Annotated in this window: 18 protein-coding genes and 1 pseudogene; 7 read left to right on the top strand and 12 right to left on the bottom strand. The window is 42.1% G+C overall.

The genetic code is table 11. The features are described from left to right. Positions 1–153: 153 nt before the first annotated feature. Both mutL and RRG12_RS26880 read right to left on the bottom strand, forming a co-directional pair. The gene (gene mutL / locus RRG12_RS26885; RefSeq protein WP_420759877.1) at positions 154–1914 is read right to left on the bottom strand and encodes a DNA mismatch repair endonuclease MutL; all 1761 of its coding nucleotides are present in this window, start codon (positions 1912–1914) and stop codon (positions 154–156) included. Positions 1915–2216: 302 nt separating this feature from the next. Beyond that, the gene (locus RRG12_RS26880; RefSeq protein WP_069074925.1) at positions 2217–3266 is read right to left on the bottom strand and encodes an adenosine deaminase; all 1050 of its coding nucleotides are present in this window, start codon (positions 3264–3266) and stop codon (positions 2217–2219) included. 366 nt (positions 3267–3632) lie between these two features. Between RRG12_RS26880 and RRG12_RS26875 the strand changes: the two genes are divergently transcribed. From RRG12_RS26875 to RRG12_RS26865, 3 genes are all read left to right on the top strand, one after another. After that, positions 3633–3842 carry a hypothetical protein gene (locus tag RRG12_RS26875; protein ID WP_094352741.1) on the top strand — a complete coding sequence of 70 codons (210 nt, stop codon included), beginning with the start codon at positions 3633–3635 and terminating at the stop codon, positions 3840–3842. Positions 3843–4135: 293 nt separating this feature from the next. Beyond that, the gene (locus tag RRG12_RS26870) at positions 4136–4381 is read left to right on the top strand and encodes a hypothetical protein (protein ID WP_338044515.1); all 246 of its coding nucleotides are present in this window, start codon (positions 4136–4138) and stop codon (positions 4379–4381) included. After that, a complete protein-coding gene (locus RRG12_RS26865) occupies positions 4371–4748 on the top strand; it encodes a type II toxin-antitoxin system VapC family toxin (protein WP_420759878.1) in 378 nt (125 codons plus the stop codon). Before RRG12_RS26870 ends, RRG12_RS26865 begins: the two co-directional genes overlap by 11 nt. Before the next feature lie 326 nt (positions 4749–5074). Here the strand turns inward: RRG12_RS26865 and RRG12_RS26860 are convergent, their stop codons facing one another. Beyond that, a complete protein-coding gene (locus RRG12_RS26860; protein WP_420759879.1) occupies positions 5075–5386 on the bottom strand; it encodes a threonine dehydratase in 312 nt (103 codons plus the stop codon). 271 nt (positions 5387–5657) lie between these two features. On the opposite strand from RRG12_RS26860, the gene RRG12_RS26855 reads away from it, so the two are divergent. Then, positions 5658–7937 carry a glycoside hydrolase family 10 protein gene (locus RRG12_RS26855; RefSeq protein WP_420759880.1) on the top strand — a complete coding sequence of 760 codons (2280 nt, stop codon included), beginning with the start codon at positions 5658–5660 and terminating at the stop codon, positions 7935–7937. A 219-nt stretch (positions 7938–8156) separates the two neighbouring features. On the opposite strand, the gene RRG12_RS26850 is transcribed toward RRG12_RS26855, so the two are convergent. After that, positions 8157–9035, bottom strand: coding sequence for a phosphodiester glycosidase family protein (locus RRG12_RS26850; protein WP_420759881.1), 879 nt, complete (start codon positions 9033–9035; stop codon positions 8157–8159). 373 nt (positions 9036–9408) lie between these two features. Between RRG12_RS26850 and RRG12_RS26845 the strand changes: the two genes are divergently transcribed. Then, positions 9409–11319 (top strand): NACHT domain-containing protein, encoded by a 1911-nt coding sequence (locus RRG12_RS26845; RefSeq protein WP_420759882.1) that lies wholly within the window; start codon positions 9409–9411, stop codon positions 11317–11319. A gap of 96 nt (positions 11320–11415) precedes the next feature. Here RRG12_RS26845 and cruF read toward each other — a convergent pair whose 3' ends face one another. The 7 genes and pseudogenes from cruF to RRG12_RS26810 form a co-directional block, all read right to left on the bottom strand. Continuing rightward, positions 11416–12318 carry a gamma-carotene 1'-hydroxylase CruF gene (gene cruF / locus RRG12_RS26840; RefSeq protein WP_069074917.1) on the bottom strand — a complete coding sequence of 301 codons (903 nt, stop codon included), beginning with the start codon at positions 12316–12318 and terminating at the stop codon, positions 11416–11418. Positions 12319–12524: 206 nt separating this feature from the next. Continuing rightward, the gene (locus RRG12_RS26835) at positions 12525–12800 is read right to left on the bottom strand and encodes a hypothetical protein (protein WP_420761268.1); all 276 of its coding nucleotides are present in this window, start codon (positions 12798–12800) and stop codon (positions 12525–12527) included. A 393-nt stretch (positions 12801–13193) separates the two neighbouring features. Continuing rightward, the gene (locus RRG12_RS26830; protein WP_069070388.1) at positions 13194–13379 is read right to left on the bottom strand and encodes a hypothetical protein; all 186 of its coding nucleotides are present in this window, start codon (positions 13377–13379) and stop codon (positions 13194–13196) included. A 55-nt stretch (positions 13380–13434) separates the two neighbouring features. Beyond that, a complete protein-coding gene (locus RRG12_RS26825) occupies positions 13435–13695 on the bottom strand; it encodes a hypothetical protein (RefSeq protein WP_069070387.1) in 261 nt (86 codons plus the stop codon). 225 nt (positions 13696–13920) lie between these two features. After that, a pseudogene (locus tag RRG12_RS26820) lies at positions 13921–14293 on the bottom strand (four helix bundle protein). Between the two features lie 109 nt (positions 14294–14402). Beyond that, positions 14403–18635: a chemotaxis protein CheB gene (locus tag RRG12_RS26815; protein ID WP_420759883.1), complete on the bottom strand. Its 4233-nt coding sequence runs from the start codon at positions 18633–18635 to the stop codon at positions 14403–14405. Between the two features lie 724 nt (positions 18636–19359). Next, positions 19360–21561 carry a PAS domain S-box protein gene (locus tag RRG12_RS26810; protein ID WP_256090966.1) on the bottom strand — a complete coding sequence of 734 codons (2202 nt, stop codon included), beginning with the start codon at positions 21559–21561 and terminating at the stop codon, positions 19360–19362. A 253-nt stretch (positions 21562–21814) separates the two neighbouring features. Between RRG12_RS26810 and RRG12_RS26805 the strand changes: the two genes are divergently transcribed. Together RRG12_RS26805 and psbA are read left to right on the top strand one after the other, a co-directional pair. Further along, the gene (locus RRG12_RS26805; RefSeq protein ID WP_069070385.1) at positions 21815–22165 is read left to right on the top strand and encodes a histidine triad nucleotide-binding protein; all 351 of its coding nucleotides are present in this window, start codon (positions 21815–21817) and stop codon (positions 22163–22165) included. Positions 22166–22505: 340 nt separating this feature from the next. Then, positions 22506–23588, top strand: coding sequence for a photosystem II q(b) protein (gene psbA, locus RRG12_RS26800; protein WP_069068940.1), 1083 nt, complete (start codon positions 22506–22508; stop codon positions 23586–23588). A 62-nt stretch (positions 23589–23650) separates the two neighbouring features. Here the strand turns inward: psbA and RRG12_RS26795 are convergent, their stop codons facing one another. After that, positions 23651–24331: a RibD family protein gene (locus RRG12_RS26795; RefSeq protein WP_420759884.1), complete on the bottom strand. Its 681-nt coding sequence runs from the start codon at positions 24329–24331 to the stop codon at positions 23651–23653. Between the last annotated feature and the right edge of the window lie 181 nt (positions 24332–24512).

Here is a 24512-nt window from a genome sequence, read left to right as displayed (position 1 = left end):
GATCCAAAATGCGCTCTTAGTTTATCAAAAGTTGCTTTTTTCTACCCTAGCGAAAAATACTGAAATTATGAAGATTAGAAGTCGCGGCTATACAGACAAAACCCGCCTGTGCGGGTTAAAAACCTTCAGTTCTCGAATGTATTGCCAAAAACATCAAATTCCATGACTTTTACCAATTACCCAATTCCGCCGGAAAAACCGAGCTAAAGCTGATTCTTCTAAGGATAGATAAATTGGGCGTCCGTGGGGACAGGTGCGGGGGTTGCGAGTGCGTTGCCAATTATCTAAAAGTGTCTGCATTTCTTGTTGATTCATTGGTGTACCGTTACGAATAGCACTGCGACAGGCGACGGCTACTTGGGCTGTTTGTAAGTCGCCTCCCCAACTAAGTTCTAAAATTGCTTCTGCACAGTCGTCTCGCTGCTGCAAAGGGGCGGGGATATTACGAACTGCCCAAAGTTGTTCGCCAAAGGGTTCTATTTCTAAACCGATTCGTTGTAGTTGCGATACTTGCGCTGGCGATAATTGATAAAGAATTATTGGCGGTTCGACGGGTACAAGTTGCCAATCATCGCATAATTGCTCATATAAAACTCGCTCATGGGCAATGTGCTGTTCTATTAACCACATCCCACCTGAATGTTCCGCCACAATGTAAGTATTGCTAACTTGAGCGACAGCTTTTAAGGAGTTAGGAGTTGAGAGTGAGGAGTTAGGAGTTTTGGGATTTTCGTTAGGATTTTGAGGATTGAAATTGTAGCCGCCTTTGGCTTCTGCGGCTTTGAGTAATTTACTAACTCGTGTTGTGTGAACAGCTTCTTTAAGATTGTTAGAAGAGATGCTGAGTGCTTGGTTAATTGCTTGGGTAATTTGCTCTTGCCAATAAATGATTTCATTGAGATAAATCTCTGTTTTTGCTGGATTGCGATTCCAGTTAATTTGATTGGGGGAAATGGCAAGATGTAGAAAACAAATTGGATAGCGATCGCGTGGTAATGTTCTGTGAAATGCTGATAATATGGTTTGCTCTAGTTCCGGCGTCTTCACCATCCTGCCGTTGATAGCTACACGTACCCAATCTGGACGATGACGATGAATGCGATCGGGTAATCCTACCACTAAATTTAGTGCTGAGTGGGGAGAGACGCGATGAATCGCGTCTGTACAAGAGTCTGAAGTAGAGACGCGATTCATCGCGTCTTCTGTATAGGAGTTTGGAGGGTTGGGTATTTCGAGTTTTAGTTCTTGCAAGTCACCTTGTCGCACTTGCGGTAAAATCTGCGGTAGCAGCTGCCCAGTTGTGATAGCGGGACAAATGGTGAACCATTGACGGTCATTTTGCCAAATCTGCCAGGTGATTTGGGGATGACACATAGCGATTTGTTGAATTGTGGCTTGCACGGCTTTCATTTGCTGTGCTGTTGTGGGTAATCCCTGACGACGAGATGAGCAATTACCGAAAAGATTGGAAACTGTAACCACTGTACCAGGTGCGATCGCAGTTACTTCAACTTCCACAACTTCCCCGGCGTCACCGTAAACCATCCGCCATCCTAATTTTCCACCTACAGGACGACTCAAAATTTCCAAATCTGCCAGAGTCGCCAAACTATGCAACGCCTCACCCCGAAACCCTAAACTGTTAATTTTCCACAAATCGGCACTAGATCGAATTTTACTGGTGCTGTGGGCTGTCGCTGCTTGTTGCAAATCATCTAGGTTCATTCCACAACCATTATCTGCAACACGAATTCGCCATTGCTGCGGCCATAGAGAAACGACAATTCGCGTTGCACCTGCGTCTAGGGAATTTTCTGCCAATTCCCGCACCACAGAAGCTAAAGAGTCGATTACCTCACCAGCTGTAATGATATATACGACTTCTGTTGGTAGAGCTTGAATAGTAGATGCCATAAATTATAGTTTATAGCTTCTAGGGGCACAGGGAGATAATGGGGGAAATTTATGAGAAATTTTTATTAATTGTCAACTAAACTCAATTAAAAGATGATTTTTGAGAATTTTCTGGTGAAGCCAAATCTTCCCTCCGTAAGACTTATAGCAAAAATCCAAATCAACAAAAAAGGAACCACAATTGAAGAAGAATTCAGAAGTCAGGAGTCACACAACTTTCTCTACAGCATCAGAAAAAATCAGGGATTGCAACATTAATTAACATGAAATCACCTTAATTTATGGATATTTCTATGTGATTGTTAATTAGTATCTCTCATAGCCAAAACTTTAGGTGGTTCAGGTTTCAGTAAACCGTTTAACAGGGATGCGGGACGTTGACTGTAGGGCCAAGCAAAAGCATGACGGAAAGCTGCATCTTGACAAGCTTGTAGTTGTTCAAAACTAATAATGTCGTAAGTCAAGAGATTTTCGTACTCAAAGGGTAGACGCACATTGTGCAATCCAGCATTATCAGTACAAATAGCGATATCAACCCCAGCATCAAAACAACGGTCAAAAACTAATTTTAGTTGACGTATATCCTGCAAAGTACCTGTTTTCAGGTAAGTTGTCGGACAAACTTCTAAACATTGTCCGCGTTTAGCTACATCATTAAGTAACTCTGGATACAATAGGGGAATTTGGATGCCGTGACCAATTCGCATTAAAAAGGGTAATAGTTCTGGATAACAACCTGCGGTGGTTTCATATAGATGTCCCGTTGTGTTGACACCCAGCGATCGCGCATAATCATATAAGCTAATCCATTCTTCTAAGCGATCGGCGTAATAGCTATCACCCCCCGCTACATCTACTGCACAGACATACTGCTTGTTTTGCGCCGCCAAATCAACAATCGCCTTGTTCACCTCATAAGGTAGACGTGTGTGCATACAGAGAATTTGGCTAGTAACAATCGGATGTTCTGGCTGGTGGCTGGCAAGTCCTACTACCTGCACAATTTCTGTCATCTTGTCAATTCTTTCAGATTGATTCAGATGCTCAGGTGTTCGTAGATAGGGAGTGTAACGCAGTTCCAGATAAGCCAAATTTTCAAAAATGTAAGCACCCCGCACCAAGCGATAAATAAAGTAAGGCAAAGTATCCACAGTTTGCACACTTTCTACCAAGGTGTGTAATTCTAGATACTCATCCAAGGTGTTGCGTGGGCGAGTATAAAAATCTTCAAAGTCTGAATAGTCAGCAAAGCGGGAAATCAACTCTGAAGAATGTCGCTCGAAATATCGCCATAAAACTCGTGGTACGACGGAGCCGCCCAGATGTCTATGTAATTCAGCATATAAAGCCATAGTGGTATTTTTGGGTAAAAATTTCAATAATTGTAACAAAAACATAGAAAGAAAAAATCTGTACTCGAAAAAATTTGGCTTCAGAGAAGTTCGAGCAGAGGTTTACACTATCTGGATTTTTCAACAGAGGCTCCAGCCTAAATGCTAGGTGAAGGTCGATATTTTTTCCTTATTTTCTGAAAATCCAGCATTTAATACTGTTTTGAGGATGAATAAACTTGACACTATCAAGATTAAATTGATACCATTGATGTCTTTAATTAATTTTTGTGTTACAATAAAACAACATTGCTATTGTTGAGCAAGTAAAATATAGCAATATATTTTTCCTTTAACTAAGCAAACTCCTGGCAAGGTTGGTATTAATTGAAAATTCAAGCGTTAGAAGTCAAGGCTGGCGATCGCATTATTGCTTACTGCAACAACAAAATGCAAACCTGCAAGGTAAAGCGCATTTTAGATCCCGGTCAAGCTAATATCACACTATCAGTATTCACCTCTGAGAATTATCGCGGATGCTCAGTTTCATCTATAGTCCGCTTTCAAAGCAACGCCTTAGTTGATTTGGTAAGTTAAAAATCAAGTAAATATTCCATCTCAAAAATATTTCTAACTATTGTCCAGCCTCAAGCTGGACAAAACTTTTGTTAAAGGTAGGTTGAAAACCCTGGAGAAACAGCAACGTGGTTGCGTATTTTGTGCTTTATATCAGAGAATTTCTGTTTTGGTAACAGATTTTTTTAGCGGCTAGCGAGAATAGGGAATGAGAATAGGATTTATTGTGAGGTACAAGAACCCCGACTTTTCAAAAAAGTCGGGGTTCTGGGGATCTGATTGAGCAATGCTCGCTCTACAAAATTTAGAATAAGATGAGGTTTACTAATTATTTGGCAATGGAAGTTTTAAAACTTACAACTAAAATCGATGAATCAGGTTATTTAAATCTTAATATTCCAACGCAGTTAGCGGCGGTTGAAGTGGACATTGTAGTTGTTTTGAATCCAGTTTCGTCAGAGGAAAAGCAACCTAGTTATGATTTCTCTGATTTAGTCGGGAGATTAACTTGGCGGGGAGATGCGGTAGCAATGCAGAGAAATCTACGCGATGAGTGGTAATCGCTACGTGTTGGATACGAATGCGATAGTAGCTCTGCTTCAAGGAAGTTCTCAACTTATTCAATTACTTCAAGGTGCTGATTGGATTGGAGTTTCAGTTATTAGCCAAATTGAATTTCTCGCGTTTTCTGGGCTGAGTCAAGAGGATTACCAGCTTTTTGAGCAGTTTTTGCAACGAGTTGAGGTTGTCAATTTAGTGGCGAGTGATGCTGTTTTGATTAAGAAAATCATTGAAATTCGCCAACAATATCGGTTGAAACTACCAGATGCAATCATTGCAGCAATGGCGATCCAAAATTCAGCAAGTTTGGTGACTGCCGATCAAGAGTTTGCGAAGATAACAATTTTAACAGTAATTAATTGTTAGTCCCTACACAATAAGTAAAAAAGTCAAACAAAAATTCTGTAGCTTGAGCGCCGCAATGCTCAAGCGATAAGCAAAAGAAAGCTTTGGCTATTTTTTTCGATCTAAAAACGATGTCTACGATGAGCTATGCCTACGCACTACTAACATTTAGGCATAGTGCAGGCTAAAAGTCTTTTGAGTCCTTATGTCAACCCTAATTGAGATGATCTTACCCTGGCAAAGCGATGCCTACGGCGAGCTTATCTACCAGACGTTGCGCGTAGCTTGCTTCCACGGAGTGGTACGCTAACGCATTACTAAGATCACCTTCCAATTGATGGCTTTTGTTAATTCTTTTTCACATCACGAGCCATGTTGAGGTAGTAGTCGTCAATTTTGGCATTAGAACGACGGCGGTTAGTGGTAGGAATTTTAGCAGTGTTATCCCGATTCGTTTCAATTGGCTCTTTTGCAGAAGCTTGTTTTATACCTTGCACTTCATCAGATTCCAAGAAATAACCAGAACTACTAAATCCGAAAAGCTTGGCAAAAAAACCAAATAAATTTCCTACGGAATTGGAAACACTTTTGAATAGAATACCAAACAAGCCTTGAAGACGAAGGAACAAGTTCCGAACAGTTTGAGTTAAACGAAACATAACAGCACCCTCTATGATTGCCTATTATCATTGTGACTTAATTCCAATAGGAGCGAATGGTGCTATGCAAAAAATCTACCAGGCGTAGGCATGAGAGCAACGAGAACTTCTTACAGGTTACATTTGCAACATTTCTATTTGGCACTACTAACTCTATAACTGCGTCAACCATATTGCAGCTAAATTACTGTATCAGTTTTCCTGGTGCAGCAATTTAACCTTGATATGGAATTAAATATAACCAATAAACCTTATTTAGTCAGTAGACGTAATGACAACTCAGTTCTGGGGAAAAACCATAGAAATCAATGCTACTCTAACTAACTTACTATTTAAGCCTATGCGTAGAGGTTTACTCCTATGTCGCAGCAAGCTACGCAAAGCGTCTGGTAGAGTGCCTTTCGTTCGTCAAGGTTGGTGGCTTTTAAGGAAGCGTCTGTTGCCATTATTATGTCTGATATCATTTCTTGCGGTATTGCTACTCAATACTTTTGCTCCTGCTATTGCCCAACTACCTCCTCAACCTCGTCAAGAAATTCGGGGGGTGTGGCTGAGTGGTAACGATTTTAGCGTTTTCCGAAATCGCTCAAAGGTGCAAGCAGCTATGAGCCAACTGCGGCAGTTAAACTTTAACACCGTTTATCCAGTCGTGTGGAACGATGGCTATACACATTACCCCAGCGCCATCATGCAAAAAAAGGGTATTCCCTTCTTCTTCAAGGGGACAGATGGACAAGATGTGATTGCAGACATTATCAGCCAAGCCCGCAGAGAAGGTCTACTAGCAATACCCTGGTTTGAATTTGGTTTCATGGTTCCCCTAACTTCGGAACTTGCATCTCAGCATCCAGATTGGCTGACACAAAAACGGGATGGGACTCAAACTTCAATTAGTGCTGCGGGTGAAGTCGCGTGGTTGAATCCGTTTCACCCCGAAGTGCAAAAGCTTATCACCGAACTCGTGATGGAAGTTATTACTCAATACGATGCTGATGGCGTTCAATTTGACGACCACATGAGTTTACCTGTGGATTTTGGTTACGATAAATACACAATTAATTTATATACTCAAGAAACTGGCAATCCTCCTCCACCTAATCCCCAAGCCCAAGCATGGATAAAATGGCGGGCAGATAAAATTACTGCATTCATGGTACACCTCCACCAAACCGTGAAAGCCCGAAAACCGAATGCTATCTTCGCAGTTTCTCCCAATTACTATGATTTTGCTTACAAGCTGCAACTGCAAGACTGGCTGAACTGGGTACGGTTGGGTATTGTGGATGAGTTGGTCATGCAGGTATACCGTAATGATTTAGAAAGTTTTATCGCTCAAATTAATCGCCCAGAAATTTTAGAAACCCAAAAAGTCATCCCAACTGGTATCGGTATTATGGCTGGGTTACGAAATCGTCCAGTTTCCATGCCACAAATCCAATCCCAGGTACAAGCAGCGCAAGAACGCGGTTTAGGTAGCGGCTTTTTCTACTACGAAAGCCTTTGGGATATCGCCCCGGAACCAGCAGCGCAACGCCAGTCAGCATTTGCGGCTCTTTTCCCAAAACCAGCGTTGCGCGATATCTCTCAAAATACACCCCGAAAACCAACTTTTGATACCATATCCCTACCTTTATATCCAAAACCTTCCCTTGGCCAACGTGTTCGCGGCTATTTTCTAGAAATGGCGATCGCAAATGGTCAACCAAAGCGTATCTTATTAGATACAGGGTCAGCAGGGCTGCGAGTTCCCAAAGAGTTTTTAGGTAATGCTCCAATCCGCAGAACGGGAGAAAATATCAAGGAAGTATTAAGTGATGGTACTATCCTAGAGGGAGAATTAGTTTATACTAATGTCCGATTTGGTTTGCTTCCCGCCGCAGAACCCGTTCCGGTACAGATTGTTACTAGCCGCCAATGTATTGCCCAAAAGCCTAATTGTTCAGCAAAGAGTGGTGCGCCATTTTCCGGTATTATCGGTGTCAACTATTTTGAAAAGTCACTTCTCTATAATCCGTTGAGAAAATTACCAGGCAATCTGAGTAACGGATTTATAGTGATGGGAAATAATGGTAGTAACAACAATGGCAGCCTAATTCTCGGTTTGACTGCCAATAATCAAGCAGGTTTCAAAATGGCTCCTTGGAGTAAACAAAGTGAAATTAATGGTGTACCCGGTAACAGATGGGACTCTCAACTGAGTAAAGTTTGTTTAACTCTTGCTGGGAGTTCTGCTAAAAATTCTTGTAATGGCAAAATGATCACTGATACTGGAACCATTAATGGTTTGACTGAATTTAAGTCAGCTTCTACAGCAGGTAAACTCAAACCAGGAGTGTTACGTTCAGCAAATGCTCTGAAAGTAGGAATTAATAGCATTTTTGATTACAGCTTGGCACCAGGAACCCGCGACGGATTTAATCGCTGGAATTTGAGTATCTCGCCGCAGTCAGAACTTCCTATATTTGTAAATACTGGCATCGCATTTTTTGATAAATATGATGTCCTCTTTGACCAAGTTAATGGAAGACAGGGTTTTCGCAGTCGGCGGTAAGAGGAAAGTAAACCCGCATTTCTCACTCTTCTCAAGGCGTTTGATGGAGGAGAAGAGAAGTAATGAGTAATGAGTAATGAGTAATGAGTAATGAGTAAAAACTTCTTACTTCTTACTTCTTACTCATTACTTATTACTTCTCCCCTGCACAAGCGCAGACTTTAATAGGTGTGGTGAGAAATCCGGGTAAAGACTTCCTCTCTCAGATAGCCTTCAAAACTAATTTTCCTGAACCAGCAAAACTGATTTCACGGGACGCTTGATAGGATTTCCTTCCAAATCAACCTTCCCGTAAAAGGTTTTGCCCTTGTAATAAAGTGAAGACGAACTCCCGCCATCCAGATTCATCGCTTGATCAGCACCAAGAGTTTTCATAAAATCAGCTAATGCTGGTAAGGATATCCCAGAGTTAGCAGGAGTCGAGGGTTTTTGAGCCACCATAACTAAAATAACGCTGCCATCACGGGTTATACCCACAGCAGTCCTGGCATTGGGTTGGTTACTGCCAAGTGCATCTCGTTTATTGGCATTATCCACAAAGCCCTCTTTTACTGACGTGAGTTCTGGTAATAGACCTGGGCCAGCACCGATAGCATCGACTAACTGACAACCTGCTGGTGGTGACCGACTATGTAGGGCAATGGAATAGCGGATAGTTTGCCCACATAAGTAGCGGCGGAATTCTGCACGATTGAATATTTGACTCAGGTAAGGTTTTAAGTTGGGATTGTTCACCAGTCGCTCATTTTCCTTGGGGTCAGCTACCAACTTCCCTTGTAGGCTGACATAGGATGTAGATTTTTGGTTAACTGGGTCAAAAAAGCCTGCGTTCAAAATAGCTACGGCTCGATGCTTCTGGGCAAATTCCTCTACAGTGGCTACCTTCTGTGATAGTGCAGGAGTCACCAAAAATCTGCTATTCGCTGGAATTAACAAAATGTGAGCGATGCTTTGGGGCAAAGTGCGCTCGAAGTAGCGAATAGTTTTTGGTGGTGAAGATGCAACAGTCAGTATTGACGGTGTTGAAGAACGCAAATTAAACCACAACACCATTGTCAAACTAATTAATATCAAAGCCAGTAGTTTGATTTTTCTCACATTTAAATCCACTGCGTTAATTAGCTTATCAAGTTTGGTTTCATTTATCTTGCTAGTTTCTTACAATATTAGGTTAATTTTATACATAACCGTAAAGGAGTGGTACAATGACAGCGACATTTAATCTTACATAAAAGTTTAGATTGCCGCAGCACTAGAGTTATTAAATACACCAAAATTTCCTAATACACAAAATAAAAAGTTAAAAATAACACTTAAAGCAATCATGTTTAACTGAAAATTATGCAATGAGAGGATATTAGGGGAAGATGCTTTAAATAAATCATTAGCATTTAAAAAAACTTAAATAGTTTCTAAGTAGTTCCGAAACTAGATGTAGCAATGATGTCAAGATGAAGAATTTTTATCTGATGTGTGTAATTCTATGGTAAAGCGATCGCTCCAAGCATCACTCCCTGGGATTGAACAAGCTAAAAAAGCGTTTGCTCATAAGGGGTGGACACAAGACAACTTGGCTTTTGAAGTTAACTTAAAGACTCGCCAACCAATTTGGCGATTTTTTACTGGGCGTCCAGTTGAGCGTCATATCTTTATAGAAATTTGTTCTGTGTTGTCGTTGAATTGGCGGGAGATTGCGGATAATCCTCCAGAAGAATTAAGCGAATCAAAAGAACTTGGTGCTGCTGAATTTTTAGATATTGATGCTCTAGTACAATTTGTGCGATCGCAACGCTTCGACAAAATTCAAGACCAGTGCGGCACTTTGCAGTTATTAGATGTTACTCGCCCGGTTATACTAGACGATATTTACATCGATGTCAACATTTTGGAGGAGATTGCTAGCCTTCAATGGTTAGAGTTTGCTGATTTGCAAAAGTTTACATCAAAAGAATTCGATCGCTTTGGTTTAGGTGAAGTATCCCAGACACAAATGGCGGGAATCGCAGCAGTTCAAACTTATTCAAAGCTGCGGGTGTTGGGTAAACCGGGAGCAGGTAAAACCACTTTTTTACAACATCTGGCAATTCAATGCAACCGAGGGAGATTTGCTGCAAATCGGGTTCCTATTTTTGTCACCTTAAGAGATTTTGCCGACGAAACGAGAGTTGCAGGAGAGTTCAATTTACTCAATTATATTTGCAAGGAATTCCTCACCTGTGGAATTTCAGATCCATCTGTGCCGGAAACTTTGTTGTTGGAGGGCAGAGTGTTGCTATTGCTGGATGGATTAGATGAAGTACTCCATCAAGAAAGCATTGGTGTCGTCAATGAGATTCGCAGACTATCTGAAAAATATCAAAAGAATATGTTTGTCGTCACCTGCCGCACGGCAGCTAAAGCTTTCAACATCAGACGCTTTACAGATGTTGAAATTGCCCCTTTTAGTCAAGATCAAATTGTTGCTTTTGCTCAGAAGTGGTTTACAGCAGTTACGAAAACGAACATCCAGGATAAACAAGAACAGGCATTTGAGTTTATTGAGAAACTAGATTTACCTGAAAATTTGCAATTTCGGAGACTTGCTGTCACTCCCTTGTTTTTGCATCTCGCCTGCTGGGTTTTTCATCACCAGAACAAATTCCCAACCCAAAAACCTGCATTTTATAAGCAATGTTTAGACCTCCTACTCGGCAAATGGGACAAAACTAAACCAATTGAGCGGGATGAAGTATACCAAGATTTTTCATTACCACAAAAACTTAAGTTGCTGAGTCAGGTTGCTAGCGCAACATTTGAGCAGGGTAATTACTTTTTTGAACAACGTATTGTTGAGCAACACATTAGCGATTATATCGGTGATTTGCCGAATGCTTCCACAGAACCAGAGGAATTGCAATTAGATAGTGAAGGGGTACTTCAGGCGATAGAGTTGCAACATGGATTACTCGCAGAACGAGTGCGGGGTATTTTTTCTTTCTCTTATTTGACATTTCAAGAATACCTGACTGCTCGAAAAATCGTTGCCAGTTATAATTTGCAAGCATTAAAACAACCGTTAGAAAGTTTGGTAACTCATATTACTGAACCCAGGTGGCGTGAAATCTTTTTGTTAACGGTTGCTATGCTACGGAATGCAGATTTTTTGGTACTGTTGATGAAGCAAGAAATTGATGCGTTAGTTGCTCAAGATCCATATTTGCAAAAATTTTTAAAGCATCGAAACATTGAGCATCACTGGCACTTCAGCCCACAGCAACAGCAAGTATTGCAACAATATGACGATGCCAATCAGTTGCTTCTCGATTGCCTCAATAGCAACTGTGAGATAACAGACCTTGTGCGGCAAGAGATTGAAGCTAGTTTGTTATTGCCGATAAAATAACTCTCCAAGCGAGAATGGCAGGGGGAGTGGGGGAGATGAGGGGACAAGGGGGTAAACAAAACTCCTAACTCCTAACTCAGCACTCCTAATGCCCTTTCATTTCGCTGTAACTTTAACTCTAGCTACAGAGATTTCTGGTGATTCAATGGGAACTTGGACAGGTGTAGGTGAGCCTTTCAACCACAGCAGCACTGCGGGTGTGACACCCAGCAACAAGCCTAGCAACACAGGTACAAAGAATCCAGCTGTTAAGCTCATGACTGTAGCGAAACCAAAGTTACTTAAATAAACTGCAAAAGGTATATTAAGTTGCGATCGCTCCCAGTTAATAGGATTATTTCTCCACAACAGTGCAGTCACAGCCATAAATACTGAGCTAGTACCCAGCCACCCCGCAAAGTTTTGGTAAGGCATTCCAAAGAAGGGGCCTGGTTGTTGCCAATACCAAAAGGGTAGAGAAGTTTGACTCATTGCAGGATCGAGAACAAAATCCCAGGAGGTTAGTAATAAAGCACCCAAAGCGATCGCACTTATATGCCGCCACAAATTGGGTTTTTTGTCCACTTCTAAACCTGCGCGTGCCAGTAGGTAAGAAACAAATCCCAAATAAAACCACGACAAGGGAATTGTAAATGGGACTAAACCCGCAATCTTATAACCTAAACCGCTTAAGTAACTATAATGACCAAATGGAAAACCAGTACTGGTTCCTAGTAATTCACTTCCTAGAGAAATAAATACTGATGGCAACAGAAATGCTAAGGCGCGACCTAAACCCAAAATCCGCGTGGCATACAAGAAAACACCTGCTGCACCTAAAATCATATAAACTACACCGCCTCCTGCCATACTCCATTGGATGGCAGTTTGTGCAAGCTCGGATAAGTTAAAAATTACTTGGGCATTAGGTATAACCAGTAGTATTCCTACCAATCCAAATACTGTTGATACGATATGACCAATGAGGCTTACGCGTTCAGCAATAACAAGTTTTCTCATGATAATTCCTTTTTACTCGCTGCTAATGAAGTGCTATTCATCCTAGCCATTGGTTAAAAATCTCCTAGCATTTATCGAACAGAATTCAGGAGTCAGGAGTCAGAATTCAGAATGAATTCTGTATGACAGACACAACGACCGGCGGTAGTTGAGCGCAGTCGAAACTCAGTGCATCGCTGGCGGATGAATAACCGAGTTTAAAACCCTCACCAAATCGCATATTTAAGGTTAATTTTTGCAAGTCGATGCATCAAAGGTACAAGTCGATGCATCAAAGGTACAAGTCGATGCATCAAAGGTACAAGTCGATGCATCAAAGGTGCAGGTCGATGCATTAAAGGTGCAGGTCGATGCATCAAAGGTGCAGGTCGATGCATCAAAGGTGCAGGTCGATGCATCAAAGGTGCAGGTCGATGCATCAAAGGTGCAGGTCGATGCATCAAAGGTGCAGGTCGATGCATCAAAGGTGCAGGTCGATGCATTAAAAGTGCAAGTCAATAAACTTGTGTGTACACCGTAGCCTTAAAAAAGGGGGCAAAAAGCTCTCAAAGTCCCTCTTTTTAAGGGGGATTTAGGGGGATCTACAACGATTTTGGTTTTCTAGAAAGATGTGTGTACACCGTAGCCTAAAAGGAGAGAGGCTTCTCTTTCAGAGACGGTAACGTGAATGCCAACGAGACGCTGCGCGAACGAAGAGAAGGGACTAGTACTTGATTTATAATCAGCGAAAATGAGCATTAATGATATTGAAGTCTTGCTCTAATTGTTTGCCAAAATTGAATTTTTGGATAACTTCATCTCAGGAGTAACTATAAGTCTTGAAATCTTTGATTTGTTTGACTAAATCAGAGTTGTCTTGCTGCATGAAGCTTCCCCTACTGTTCTGCTAGTACTTTGATTTCATAAAGTTCTCGCTGAATGAAATTGGATGTAAACATCAAGCGCTTACCACTACTGTTTACAAAAAAGAATCTCTGATTACGAGATTGATGGCTAAATTTGATTTGTTCCCCTCGGCAAGAGTAGATTTTACCCCGAATTAAATTGGTAGATTTAAACATTTTCCACCTCCTTATCAAAAACCTACTTACAGCAGAATTCAGAAGTCAGAATTAGCTACGCCCCACTGCACTCAGCACTCTTCATTTCACCAGCTTGAAATTCGCTGTATGTCGTAAGTAAATCTGTCTCGGTAAGGAGTATCATCGTTTCTACACCAACTCTGCCAAAGTCAGGCTCTAGCCCTAATACCATCTCAATGACATACATCCATCTGCCATATTCAGGTGTGTAGCTGCGTACAATCCCTTCTCCACCAACAAAGCTCACCCATTGGGCATTGCGAAACTTAGGCCTCCTCATGAAGGTTGCAGTCATGTGTAAGACTCCTCTAATTAATAGTTGATACCTTTTGTTTTATTAAAAAAAATCAAAGATCCTCTATATCTTTTTAAGTAAAAATGTAAGATATAACCTGTACCTTTGGAATGTTTTAGGTGCAGATTATACAATTTATACGTAATTGAAACGTTGATTCAAACATTTGATCGAGGAAGGCAGGAGGCAGAGGGCAGGAGGCAGTAGGCAAGAGACAGAAAGGTTTTAAGATTTAATCTTTTGAATACTTGACACTAAAATTCTTTGAAACCTATCGACTTCTTCCAAAATAGGAGTAAATAGTTCAGGCGATGCTAATCCGACTTCCTTAGAAATAATCAATTGAGTATCAAGTTCTCGAAGCGAACCTAAAGCAATGTGTAGAAATTGGATATATTCGTTCTGCGTCCGTCTTCCATAACCTTCTCTAACGAGACGCTGCGCGAACAGCTATATTTGATGGCACGGAAACTGCCGAGCGTCTAATCTGGCTAGTTAATCCGTAGAGTTCAGATTTCGGGAATTTTTCGGTAAGTCGATAGCAGTTAATGGCAAGCTTGACACCACGCTGCCAAATAAATTGTTCTCTATAACTCATGGCGCAAGCAAGAAGTTTGAAGTAGGAAGTTGGGAGAAATTACATCATTATACACCTCCTGCCTCCTGCCTCCTGCCTCCTGCCTCCTGCCTCCTGCCTCCTTGAAGAATTACGAATTATCTGTGCCTCGTCCAGTCAAATTTGCAATCATCAATACCAATTCAGTAAGCTCAATCGGTTTAGCGAGATGCATTTGGAAACCAGCATCAATTGCCCTTTGCCGCTCTTGCTCGGTGGCATAGGCAGTAATTGCTGCTGCTGGAATTTGTCCCCCAGCTTCAGTTTCAAGCGCTCTCACCTGACGAATCAGGGAGTAACCATCCTCATCTGGCATCCCAATATCTGCTAGAAGCACATCATATTTGCCAGGGGATTCAGTTAAAGCAGCGATCGCTTCCTTTGCCGATGTCACAACCACTACTTCAGCCCCAAACTCTTCTAACATCCACTTTAATAAGTCGCGGCTATCCTCTTGATCGTCTACAGACAAGATGCATAATCCTTCAAGGGTAAGGGGTGGATTTTTACCATCTAATGTATCTGGAGTCTCTGATAAAATGCTCGGCTCTAAATAAGTTGGTGGTGTAATCTCCGGTGGCATTAAGCGCAGAGGCAGCCTGACAATGATCGTAGTTCCTAGTCCCTCACCTGGACTTTGCGCTTGAACTGTTCCACCATGAAGTTCTATCAGATGACGGACGATTGACAAGCCTAATCCAAGTCCCTGACTTGTTTTGCTGCTGCTGGAATCTCCTTGACGGAAGCGATCGAAAATATATGGCAGCAAGTCTTCCCGGATGCCAATTCCTGTGTCGCTGACTCGAAGTTCAGCGTGAGTAGATACAGCTTCGAGTATAATTCCCACTCGCCCACCGGCTGGAGTGAACTTAATGGCATTAGAAAGTAAATTCCACAGAACTTGCTGTAAACGGTCAAAATCTCCGACAACCGTCGCCGAGTTCAACTGTGAAACAATTTCAATGCTTTTCGCCTCTGCGGAAAATTGGATAGACTCAATGGCGGCATCCACTACTGAAACTAGATCGATTAGACGAGTATTTAAATGAAGCTTGCCACTCGTAATTCGGGAGACATCCAGCATATCATCGATTAACTGACCTTGCACTTTAGCACTCCGCTCCACAACTTCCCAGGCACGAATGACTGCTTCTGAATCTAAATTGCGGGTGCGGAAAAGTTGCGCCCAGCCCAGTATAGTATTAAGCGGGTTACGAAGTTCATGGGAGAGGTTCGACAGGAATTCATCTTTGGCTCGGTTGGCAATTTCTGCTTGTTGACGGGCTGACTGCTCCTGCGCTAGTAGCTCGGATCGCTCTAACTCTAAGTGTTTGTGATCGCTGATATCTTCAATGGTCAGCAAAATCATTTGAGCCTCGCCCTGTTCAATAATTTTCCACCCATTGAGCAGCATGGTTTTCTCCCCAATCCGCTCAAAACTATGCTCTACTTCCCAGTTGTTAATACTGGTATCGTTGGCGAGAATTTCTTCTAAGAGCGATCGCAGTTCTGGCAGGTTCCATTGACCGTTCCCTAGTTCAAAAATCAGAGATTGGGCTGTCTCTGATGGTGAAACCTGAAATGTTTCATAAAACGAGCGATTGGCTTTGTTCACCCGGAAATCCGCATCAAGGACGATTAAGGGCACTTGTACTGTCTCCACAATCGCTTCAGCATAATTTCTGGCTTGTTCTAAGGTTGCGGCACTGCGTTTAAGAACATCAATATCTATTAACACCAACACTACACCGTCAATCTTGTTTTCTGTAGTGCGATAAGGACGGATGCGGAGGTTGTACCAATGTCCCCCCAGAGTTTGGACTTCTAATTCTTTGATGCTGAGTGTGTCAAGAACCTCCAAAATTATAGTTTCTAACTCAGGAACATCGAGATTTGCTCTGATGTCGCTCAAAGGTCGTCCAGCATCGGTGGGAATCAAATTGAAAAGTCGCTGCGCCATTGGCGTAAAACGTCGAATGCGTAAGTCCAAAGTCAATATCAAAATGGGAATATTAATACTGGCAAGCAAATTCGTGAGATCGTTATTAACTTGGTGTAATTCCAGATTTCGACTACGAAGTTCTTCATTAGTGGTGTTGAGTTCTTCGTTAGTTGCTTGAATCTCTTCTTTGGCAGTTTCTAGCTCCTCATTGGTGCTTTGCAACTCTTCATTACTAGAGAGGATTTCTTCATTGGCAACTTTCAGGTCTTGATTGATATGCTCCTGCTCTTGGATCACCGCTTGCAGATATTCTTGAGTTGCAGCCCGCTCTTTGATGGCGGTTGCAAGTTCAAGCCTGAGCTGAACAATCTCCTGCGCTAAGTCTGACTGCTCTTCGCTCTCAGAATTTACTGTGCTGGGGTTGTTAATTGTGAGTGGGGCTGATTCAAATAAAACTAGAAAGTAGAGTTCTTCGCCAGTCCCAGGGTTGAATGGAATCACCTCAAGATTGATGATTTTTGAAAGATCGCCCTCTTCAATTCGTAACCCTTCTCTTCTAACTAGAATTTTTTGCCGTTGTGCCTGATAAATTGTCGCCCGTAGCTCGATGAGCAAACCCTCGCGCACCATTTTGAATAAGTTAAGACTCGGTTTCCCCGGTACAAGTTTGAGGTAGAGATCGATTTCTCCCCGAAATTGCAGCACGTCCATCTTGTCGTTGATTACTACACCCACTGGGGCATAGTGATTCAAGATTAGTTGGTCAGTTTTTTTCTCTAAATCAAACTCATCCGATGGATTCTCATTGGTCGGCTTTGATTCGTCCACTTTTACTATCGGATAATTGCTGGTAATGAACGAAAAAGTTGGACGAATTGCAGTTAGCTTTTTACTATAGATTTTATACTTTTTGTCAATCTGAATAAACAAGTCCGAATATTTACCTGTGCTTTCTGAAGTCCCTAGCAGTAAAAAGCCAGTGGGATTAAGACTGTAATGAAAGATGGGCAATATCCGTTTTTGCAACGTTTCGTCCAAGTAAATCAGTACATTCCGGCAGCTAATTAAATCTAAGTTAGAAAAAGGGGGATCACTGCCCAAGTCTTGCCTAGCAAACACACACAGTTCGCGGACAGCTTTACTAATTTGATATCCACCGCCTTCAAGGGCATTAAAAAATCTGCGGCGGCTCTCTAGTGAGACTTCCACCATTTGATTCTCTGCATAAATACCCGTTCTCGCTTTGTCAATCGCTATCTCGCTGATGTCTGTGGCAAAAATCTGGATCGGCGGCGAGGTGACTTTATTTGATAAAAACTCCAGCAAGGAGATAGCGATGGAATACACTTCTTCACCCGTCGAACACCCAGCTACCCAAATCCGAATCGGCAACTCTGTTGATTTGTTTTGGATGATGGTAGGAAAGACTCGCTCTTTCAACACTTCAAATGCTTCGGGATCGCGGAAAAAATGGGTGACGTGGATCAGAATTTCTTCATAGAGCGCCTTGACTTCACCCGGATTGTTTTGCAAATACTCGGCATAATCCTCCAAGCGTTCTAGTTTATACAACAGCATTCGCCTCTGAATTCGGCGATCGAGGGTGTTGGGCTTGTAGTGGCTGAAGTCAACGCCAGTTTGCGATCGCAGTAATACAAATATAGTCGCCAGGGCATCTCCCTGTTCGGGCAACTTCTCAACCGCGATCAGTGGCAATGACTTAGAAATAAAAGGATTGCGACTGAGGTTTACCAGTTCCTCGGCGATTTTTTGCGGCGGTAGCACAAAATCCACATTCCCGGTGGCAACAGCAGTATTGGGCATACTATCGAATTTTGCCGTGTCTTCACACTGAGCAAAAGTCACGCCTCCAGCTGCCTTGATTGCCTTTAGCCCTAGTGAACCGTCTCCATCTGCTCCAGATAAAACAACTGCGATCGCTTTGTGCCCTCGATCTGCTGCCAATGAAGTAAAGAATGCATCAGCAGGCATATATTTACCATGAACTTTCTCTCGCGGCGTGAGTTGCAACACTCCACCAGACAGCATCATCTTAGTGTTAGGCGGAATAATGTAAACCTGGTTAGGTTTCACAGTCACGCCGTCTCGCACTTCATTGACGGGCATTGAAGTTGTTCTTCCTAGAATCTCGCTCAACAGACTCTTGTGGTTAGGATCTAAGTGTTGAATCAGCACAAATGCCATCCCTGTATCGGTAAGCAAATGCTTAAGTACCTGCGTAAATGCCTCTAATCCACCCGCAGAGGCGGCAATGCCAACGATGGGAAATAAAGCATCTGCAATTTCTTGCTGCTCTACGTCGGACGCTTCATTTGCGGTAGATTCAGATACAGGTTGTTCAGAGGGGCGATCGGATGTCATAAGATAAAATTTAGTAACGCAATGCTTTGGCGGCTAAGGTTTGTATTTTAGGTTGGTTTTACCAAATAAAAGCAGGAGGCAGGAAGAAAATCTATTTTTTGACCTTCGTTACTTTCTTAACAGCACCATAATTTTTTTATGGTAAACAAAAAAATATTTGAATATTCAAAATATATAACCTATAAACAATTTTAATTTTCCTAAATCCCAATCTCTGCTAAAAAGTCTAAAACTAGAATAAATGCAATACCAATAATTCCGCTATTCAAAAGTAAACCTAATTGAGATAATACACACATTTTATAGTTACAAATAAAGGTAGAGGACAGAGGGCAGAAGGCTTTTATGAAAGAAGTATTAATAAAAACTTTAGTTGTGGGTCTAGAGCCGCACTAGTATAAAAAGATTTGTGTCGATAGCGCCGGCGGCAAGCGAGTCAGACGCTCCTGCGTCGCTAACGCTGCGCTATCGAGCGTCGCGGAAAGTGCCACAAGACACAAGGCTTCCAAGATCAATCCCGCATTTTTAAACGTGGGTTCCCTTCTGCCAACTGAGCCTTCTGAATTCTGAATTCTGAATTCTTCTTCAACAACAGTGTTTACCATAACATCCTATTGTTAGAGTTTATGTTTGAATAGATGTTTTAATAGCGTATATTTTATATAGAATGTATATTTTGTTAACAAATTTTCTGATATATAAACAGGGCTTGGTTGTAGTTTTTTTAACTATCTCCTGTAACTGATTCCAATTCTAGAGACAGCGAATGTGTATCTCTGGATGTTGAGGCAGGTAAGTACACTGTAAATTGAGTGCCTCTGCCTACTTGACTGTAAACATTGACAAAACCACCGTGATTTTTAATAATACCCAACACCGTGGAAAGTCCTAAACCCGTACCTTTTCCTACCTCTTTGGTAGTGAAAAATGGTTCAAAAATTCGTTCTTGAACTTCCGACGACATCCCCATCCCAGTATCCGTCACCACGATCGCAATATAAGAACCCACTTTCGCATCAATATTTATCTGGGCAGAATGTTCGCCAATCACCAGATTTTCCGCCGCAATCCTCAAAATACCGCCACTAGGCATAGCATCGCGGGCGTTGACTACTAAATTTATCAGTACTTGATGTAATTGAGTTATATCTCCGCGAACGTACCAGAGATTTTTAGAGATATCTATCTGGCAAATAATGGAATTAGGAAATGTTTGAGCGATAATTTGCTCAATTTCTGCCATCAAAGGCTGAATTTGGACAATTGTTCGTTTGCCTTCAATACCTCGTGCAAAAGATAATACTTGCTTGAGCAAATTAGCACCGCGTTTAACATTATTTTCTAAAGTTTGCAGTATTTGCTGACTCTGCGGATCGGGCAATTTCCTCTGCAACAGTTGAACTGACATTAAAATTGGGGATAGTATATTGTTCAGGTCATGGGCGATACCGCCAGCTAAAGTACCAATACTCTCCAAACGTTGCGATCGCAAAAGTTGAGCTTCCAGTTGTTTCTGCTGTGTGATTTCGGTGTTCACACTCAAAATGGATTTGGGTTGTCCATTATCATGTCGTATCAGTGTCCACCGACTTTCAACGATAATTACTTTACCTTCCCTTGTCAGTTGATGCAACTCACCCCGCCACTCACCCGTATTCATCACCGTTAAGTAAGCATCTTCTAGCTGTGGTGAAATCTCTTTATACAAAAGTTGCAAAACATTCTTACCCACAACTTCCTCAGCCTTCCAGCCGTACAAACTCTGGGCACCTTTATTCCAAAACAAAATTTGGTTGCGGATATTTCGTACCACAATTGCGTCAGTTGATACATCCAACAGCGCTGCTTGTTCACGAATTTTCTGTTCTGCCTGTTTTTGCTGAGTTACATCTCGTATCAGTGCTAAATGGATGAACGTCCCATCAGATTCGTTAAGCAGTGGTACAGCATGAGTTTCCATGTAGCGGCGAGTGCCTTTAAATCCAACGATTTCAAACTCCAAAGTTCCCTTGTTACCTTGGCAGATACTTTTATGCAAGTCGGCAAAGGCTGCTCTATACTCTGGTAAAATTACAGCATCAACTGGTTTGCCAATCAAAACATCAGCACTTTCCACTTCCATCATCGCCAGCCCTTCTGCATTGATTTCTAAAAGGGTTCCATCCCTGGCAATTAAGTTGATACATTCTGGTTCTGCATCTATCATGGCTCGTAAACGATTTTCGCTTTGGCGTAGGGCCAATTCCGTCTGCTGAAGTTGCCTGATATAGCGCCACAACAAGTCATACAGCAGCGCCACCAGCACCAAATCCACAATAGCCGCGATAAAAAATGTAACTATCGCCTTTTGAGAAATTGCTTGCGACTGTTGCATTCCCTGCTGTAATAAATTTTGCTCTACCTCTAAAAAGTCGTGAATAAGCTGTTGGATTTCTTTGCTGTTTTGCTTGTCTTTGACAGATAAAATTCTCTGTCGAACTGCTTCAAATCCTTGGTTTTGTCTGAGGGAAATCTCTTGTTGCAAAATGTTGAGTCTACTGTTAATTTTCGGCTCCAGCAAAGAAACCCACTGCTGCTTTTGATGGTTATCAGCAGTCAACTTACTGAGAGTCTGAATGTTGCGATTAGTTTGTTCATAAGCTACAAGATAAGTTTTTAGGTCATCTGCATCTGCTGTAATTAAGTAATTACGTTGTGCAGTCTCAGTATCTTGGAGTGTAGATTGGATACTTTCAACTTGGGTAATAACTTTATATGAGGATGTCACCCATTGCTGGTTGTAAATCAGCTTAACAGTGTTGCCGTAGGAGACTACAGCATTAGTGAATATAACTGCCAATGCTAGGACGAATATTGCTTTCAGCTTTTGGATTCGATACCATTTTTTGCTCATGCGATCGCCCTTTCTGCCGCAGATGACCTCCATCAGTTTAAATTAAAGATTACAAACAAATACTGAGAATATTTTAAAGATTTAAATAGCACTGGTAATAAAATATAATCTGTGATAGGTGTAAATATTTGGATTTTTTGGGATGGTGATTTATACATAGTAGTAACAAAGAAATCCGCTAATTTTTAATATAAATTTAAATTCATTTTTAGCCATAATGTTGTCTCATTTAAGTGATTAGCCGGACTTAATATAAAATCTCTAGCAGATAAGTAGGTAAATTGGCATGAGTGAAACTCCAGAAACGATTTTCAGCAAAATTATTAGTCGGGAAATTCCCGCTGATATTGTTTATGAGGATAATTTGTCCCTGGCATTTAAAGACATCCATCCCCAAGCGCCCGTTCACATCCTCGTGATTCCCAAAAAACCCATTGCTCAACTAGCTGATGCTGAATCTGAAGATCATGCTCTGTTGGGGCATCTTTTGTTAACCGTCAAACGTGTTGCAGAAGAAGCTGGGCTGAAAAATGGTTATCGAGTTGTCATCAACACTGGTGATGACGGCGGACAAACAGTCCATCACTTACATTTGCACATTTTGGGAGGACGGCAGTTAGACTGGCCCCCTGGTTGATAAAACCAATTCGCAATTCGCAATTCGCACTCTTGCTAACGCCCCGCTACCCTAACGCAATTAAACCAAGACAGACACTTCGGGGTGGGGTTTCTACGTGCCTTGCTATACAAGGATTATTTCGCGCCACTTGCGGGCGTTAGCGTAGCGGGACGAAGTACGTGATAAAACCAGATGAATTGCGTCTCTAAACGCGGTTCATCACCAAAAGAAATTACTGTCATAATCAATACCTATGTAATATTTCTTTACAAATCTCCATTTTGCTTCTAATGTAATAAACATAGGTAAGCAAATTTGCTTATCCAAATCATAAATAACTAACCGCACTTATAAAACAATGACAACAACCTTACAACGTCGCGAAAGCGCCAACGTATGGGATCGATTCTGCGAATGGATCACCAGCACCAACAACCGGATTTACATCGGTTGGTTCGGCGTAGTAATGATTCCAACCTTGCTAGCCGCAACCGCTTGCTTCGTAATCGCCTTCATCGCCGCTCCTCCAGTAGACATCGATGGTATCCGCGAACCAGTAGCAGGTTCCTTGATTTACGGAAACAACATCATCTCCGGTGCAGTTGTTCCTTCCTCCAACGCAATTGGCTTGCACTTCTACCCAATCTGGGAAGCAGCTTCTCTTGATGAGTGGCTGTACAACGGCGGCCCTTACCAACTAGTAGTTTTCCACTTCTTGATTGGCGTATTCTGCTACATGGGTCGTGAATGGGAACTATCCTACCGCTTAGGAATGCGTCCTTGGATTGCGATCGCATATTCTGCACCTGTTGCAGCAGCAACCGCAGTATTCTTGGTATACCCAATCGGACAAGGTTCATTCTCTGATGGTATGCCTTTGGGTATCTCAGGAACATTCAACTTCATGATCGTGTTCCAAGCAGAACACAACATCTTGATGCACCCCTTCCACCAACTAGGTGTAGCTGGTGTATTCGGCGGAAGTTTGTTCAGTGCAATGCACGGTTCTTTGGTTACATCTTCCTTGGTTCGTGAAACAACCGAAACCGAATCACAAAACTACGGTTACAAATTCGGTCAAGAAGAAGAAACCTACAACATCGTTGCGGCTCACGGCTACTTCGGTCGTCTAATCTTCCAATACGCTTCCTTCAACAACAGCCGTTCACTGCACTTCTTCTTAGCAGCATGGCCTGTAATCGGCATCTGGTTCACCGCCTTGGGTGTAAGCACAATGGCGTTCAACTTGAACGGTTTCAACTTCAACCAATCAATCATTGACTCTGAAGGTCGTGTGATTGCAACTTGGGCGGATGTAATCAACCGCGCTAACCTGGGTATGGAAGTAATGCACGAGCGCAATGCTCACAACTTCCCTCTAGATTTGGCTGCTGGCGATTCTGCTCCTGTAGCTCTCACTGCTCCTGCTATCAACGGTTAATTCTGAAGTTTAGCTAAATTAAAAAGCGCTCTCCCTTTCGGGAGAGCGCTTTTTAGTATTCTCTACTTGAGTGTGCGGTAGTGTAAAAACAACTCACTTCCAATCTGACGAGTTTCAACGAGTTGGAGATGAGGAGCAGCATAAGGAACAAAACCTTCTCCCTCTACTGGGCTAGGGGCGTGCTTTCCTCCATAAATAACTGGCCAAATTGTCAACCACCAATCGTCAATTCGCTCTGCGTGCACTAAAGCAGCTGTTAAAGAGCCACCTCCCAAAGCAACTACCTTGTTAATACCCCGCTCTGCCATCAAGCTGTAAGCCCGATCCCAGTCCAGGTCTGTATCTCCCAAATCAATTAATTCAGCCAGTTTTTGTAAGGTTGTTGTATCAGAATTGCGTTCCAAACCAGTTCGTGTTGTAAATATCCATCGCTCAATGTCCTGACTTAAAAAAGGCAAGTCCAGCGCTAAGTCAAGGGAACCTGAGACAACGCAGGTAATAGGCTGGGGAGACTGACCCCGAACCTTACGTGCTGCCAAAAGTTCGGGATTGCGAATTGTAAAAGTTACCCCCTCAGCCCGAATTGTCCCTGCTCCTACCAGAATTAGATCAGCAAGGGAGACTTGATACTCCACGTGTGCTTGATCATCTGGATCGGATTCACGAGGCGCTTTAGGATCTACGGCGCTAATTTTTCCATCGGCCGTCATCGCAAGAACTACAGTTGTTTGGATAGCTGACATGATTACGTTTTGACAATTCTTTATAATTTTACCTTTTTGAATTCTTTGACATGAATAGTTGTTGCATTGTGCTTTAAATCACTTTCTAAGCTATGGCTAAAGGTGGTAAAAGAATTGTTGTTGGATGATTGTATCTACACAAGAGTCTAATAAGAGTCAATTTTTTACACCTAAGAGATTG

This window comes from Nostoc sp. CALU 546 (assembly GCF_048836525.1).
Note: the sequence above shows the minus strand (reverse complement) of the source record. Positions and strands in the feature narration are given on the sequence as shown.

Coding starts and splice junctions, on each gene's coding strand:
- psbA (WP_069068940.1), top strand. CDS start 22,506: ATGACAACAACCTTACAACGTCGCGAAAGCGCCAACGTATGGGATCGA.
- RRG12_RS26810 (WP_256090966.1), bottom strand. CDS start 21,561: ATGGAGGTCATCTGCGGCAGAAAGGGCGATCGCATGAGCAAAAAATGG.
- RRG12_RS26870 (WP_338044515.1), top strand. CDS start 4,136: ATGAGGTTTACTAATTATTTGGCAATGGAAGTTTTAAAACTTACAACT.
- RRG12_RS26865 (WP_420759878.1), top strand. CDS start 4,371: ATGAGTGGTAATCGCTACGTGTTGGATACGAATGCGATAGTAGCTCTG.
- RRG12_RS26815 (WP_420759883.1), bottom strand. CDS start 18,635: ATGACATCCGATCGCCCCTCTGAACAACCTGTATCTGAATCTACCGCA.
- RRG12_RS26835 (WP_420761268.1), bottom strand. CDS start 12,800: ATGCATCGACCTGCACCTTTGATGCATCGACCTGCACCTTTGATGCAT.
- RRG12_RS26860 (WP_420759879.1), bottom strand. CDS start 5,386: ATGTTTCGTTTAACTCAAACTGTTCGGAACTTGTTCCTTCGTCTTCAA.
- RRG12_RS26825 (WP_069070387.1), bottom strand. CDS start 13,695: ATGACTGCAACCTTCATGAGGAGGCCTAAGTTTCGCAATGCCCAATGG.
- cruF (WP_069074917.1), bottom strand. CDS start 12,318: ATGAGAAAACTTGTTATTGCTGAACGCGTAAGCCTCATTGGTCATATC.
- RRG12_RS26805 (WP_069070385.1), top strand. CDS start 21,815: ATGAGTGAAACTCCAGAAACGATTTTCAGCAAAATTATTAGTCGGGAA.
- RRG12_RS26855 (WP_420759880.1), top strand. CDS start 5,658: ATGACAACTCAGTTCTGGGGAAAAACCATAGAAATCAATGCTACTCTA.
- mutL (WP_420759877.1), bottom strand. CDS start 1,914: ATGGCATCTACTATTCAAGCTCTACCAACAGAAGTCGTATATATCATT.
- RRG12_RS26795 (WP_420759884.1), bottom strand. CDS start 24,331: ATGTCAGCTATCCAAACAACTGTAGTTCTTGCGATGACGGCCGATGGA.
- RRG12_RS26830 (WP_069070388.1), bottom strand. CDS start 13,379: ATGTTTAAATCTACCAATTTAATTCGGGGTAAAATCTACTCTTGCCGA.
- RRG12_RS26880 (WP_069074925.1), bottom strand. CDS start 3,266: ATGGCTTTATATGCTGAATTACATAGACATCTGGGCGGCTCCGTCGTA.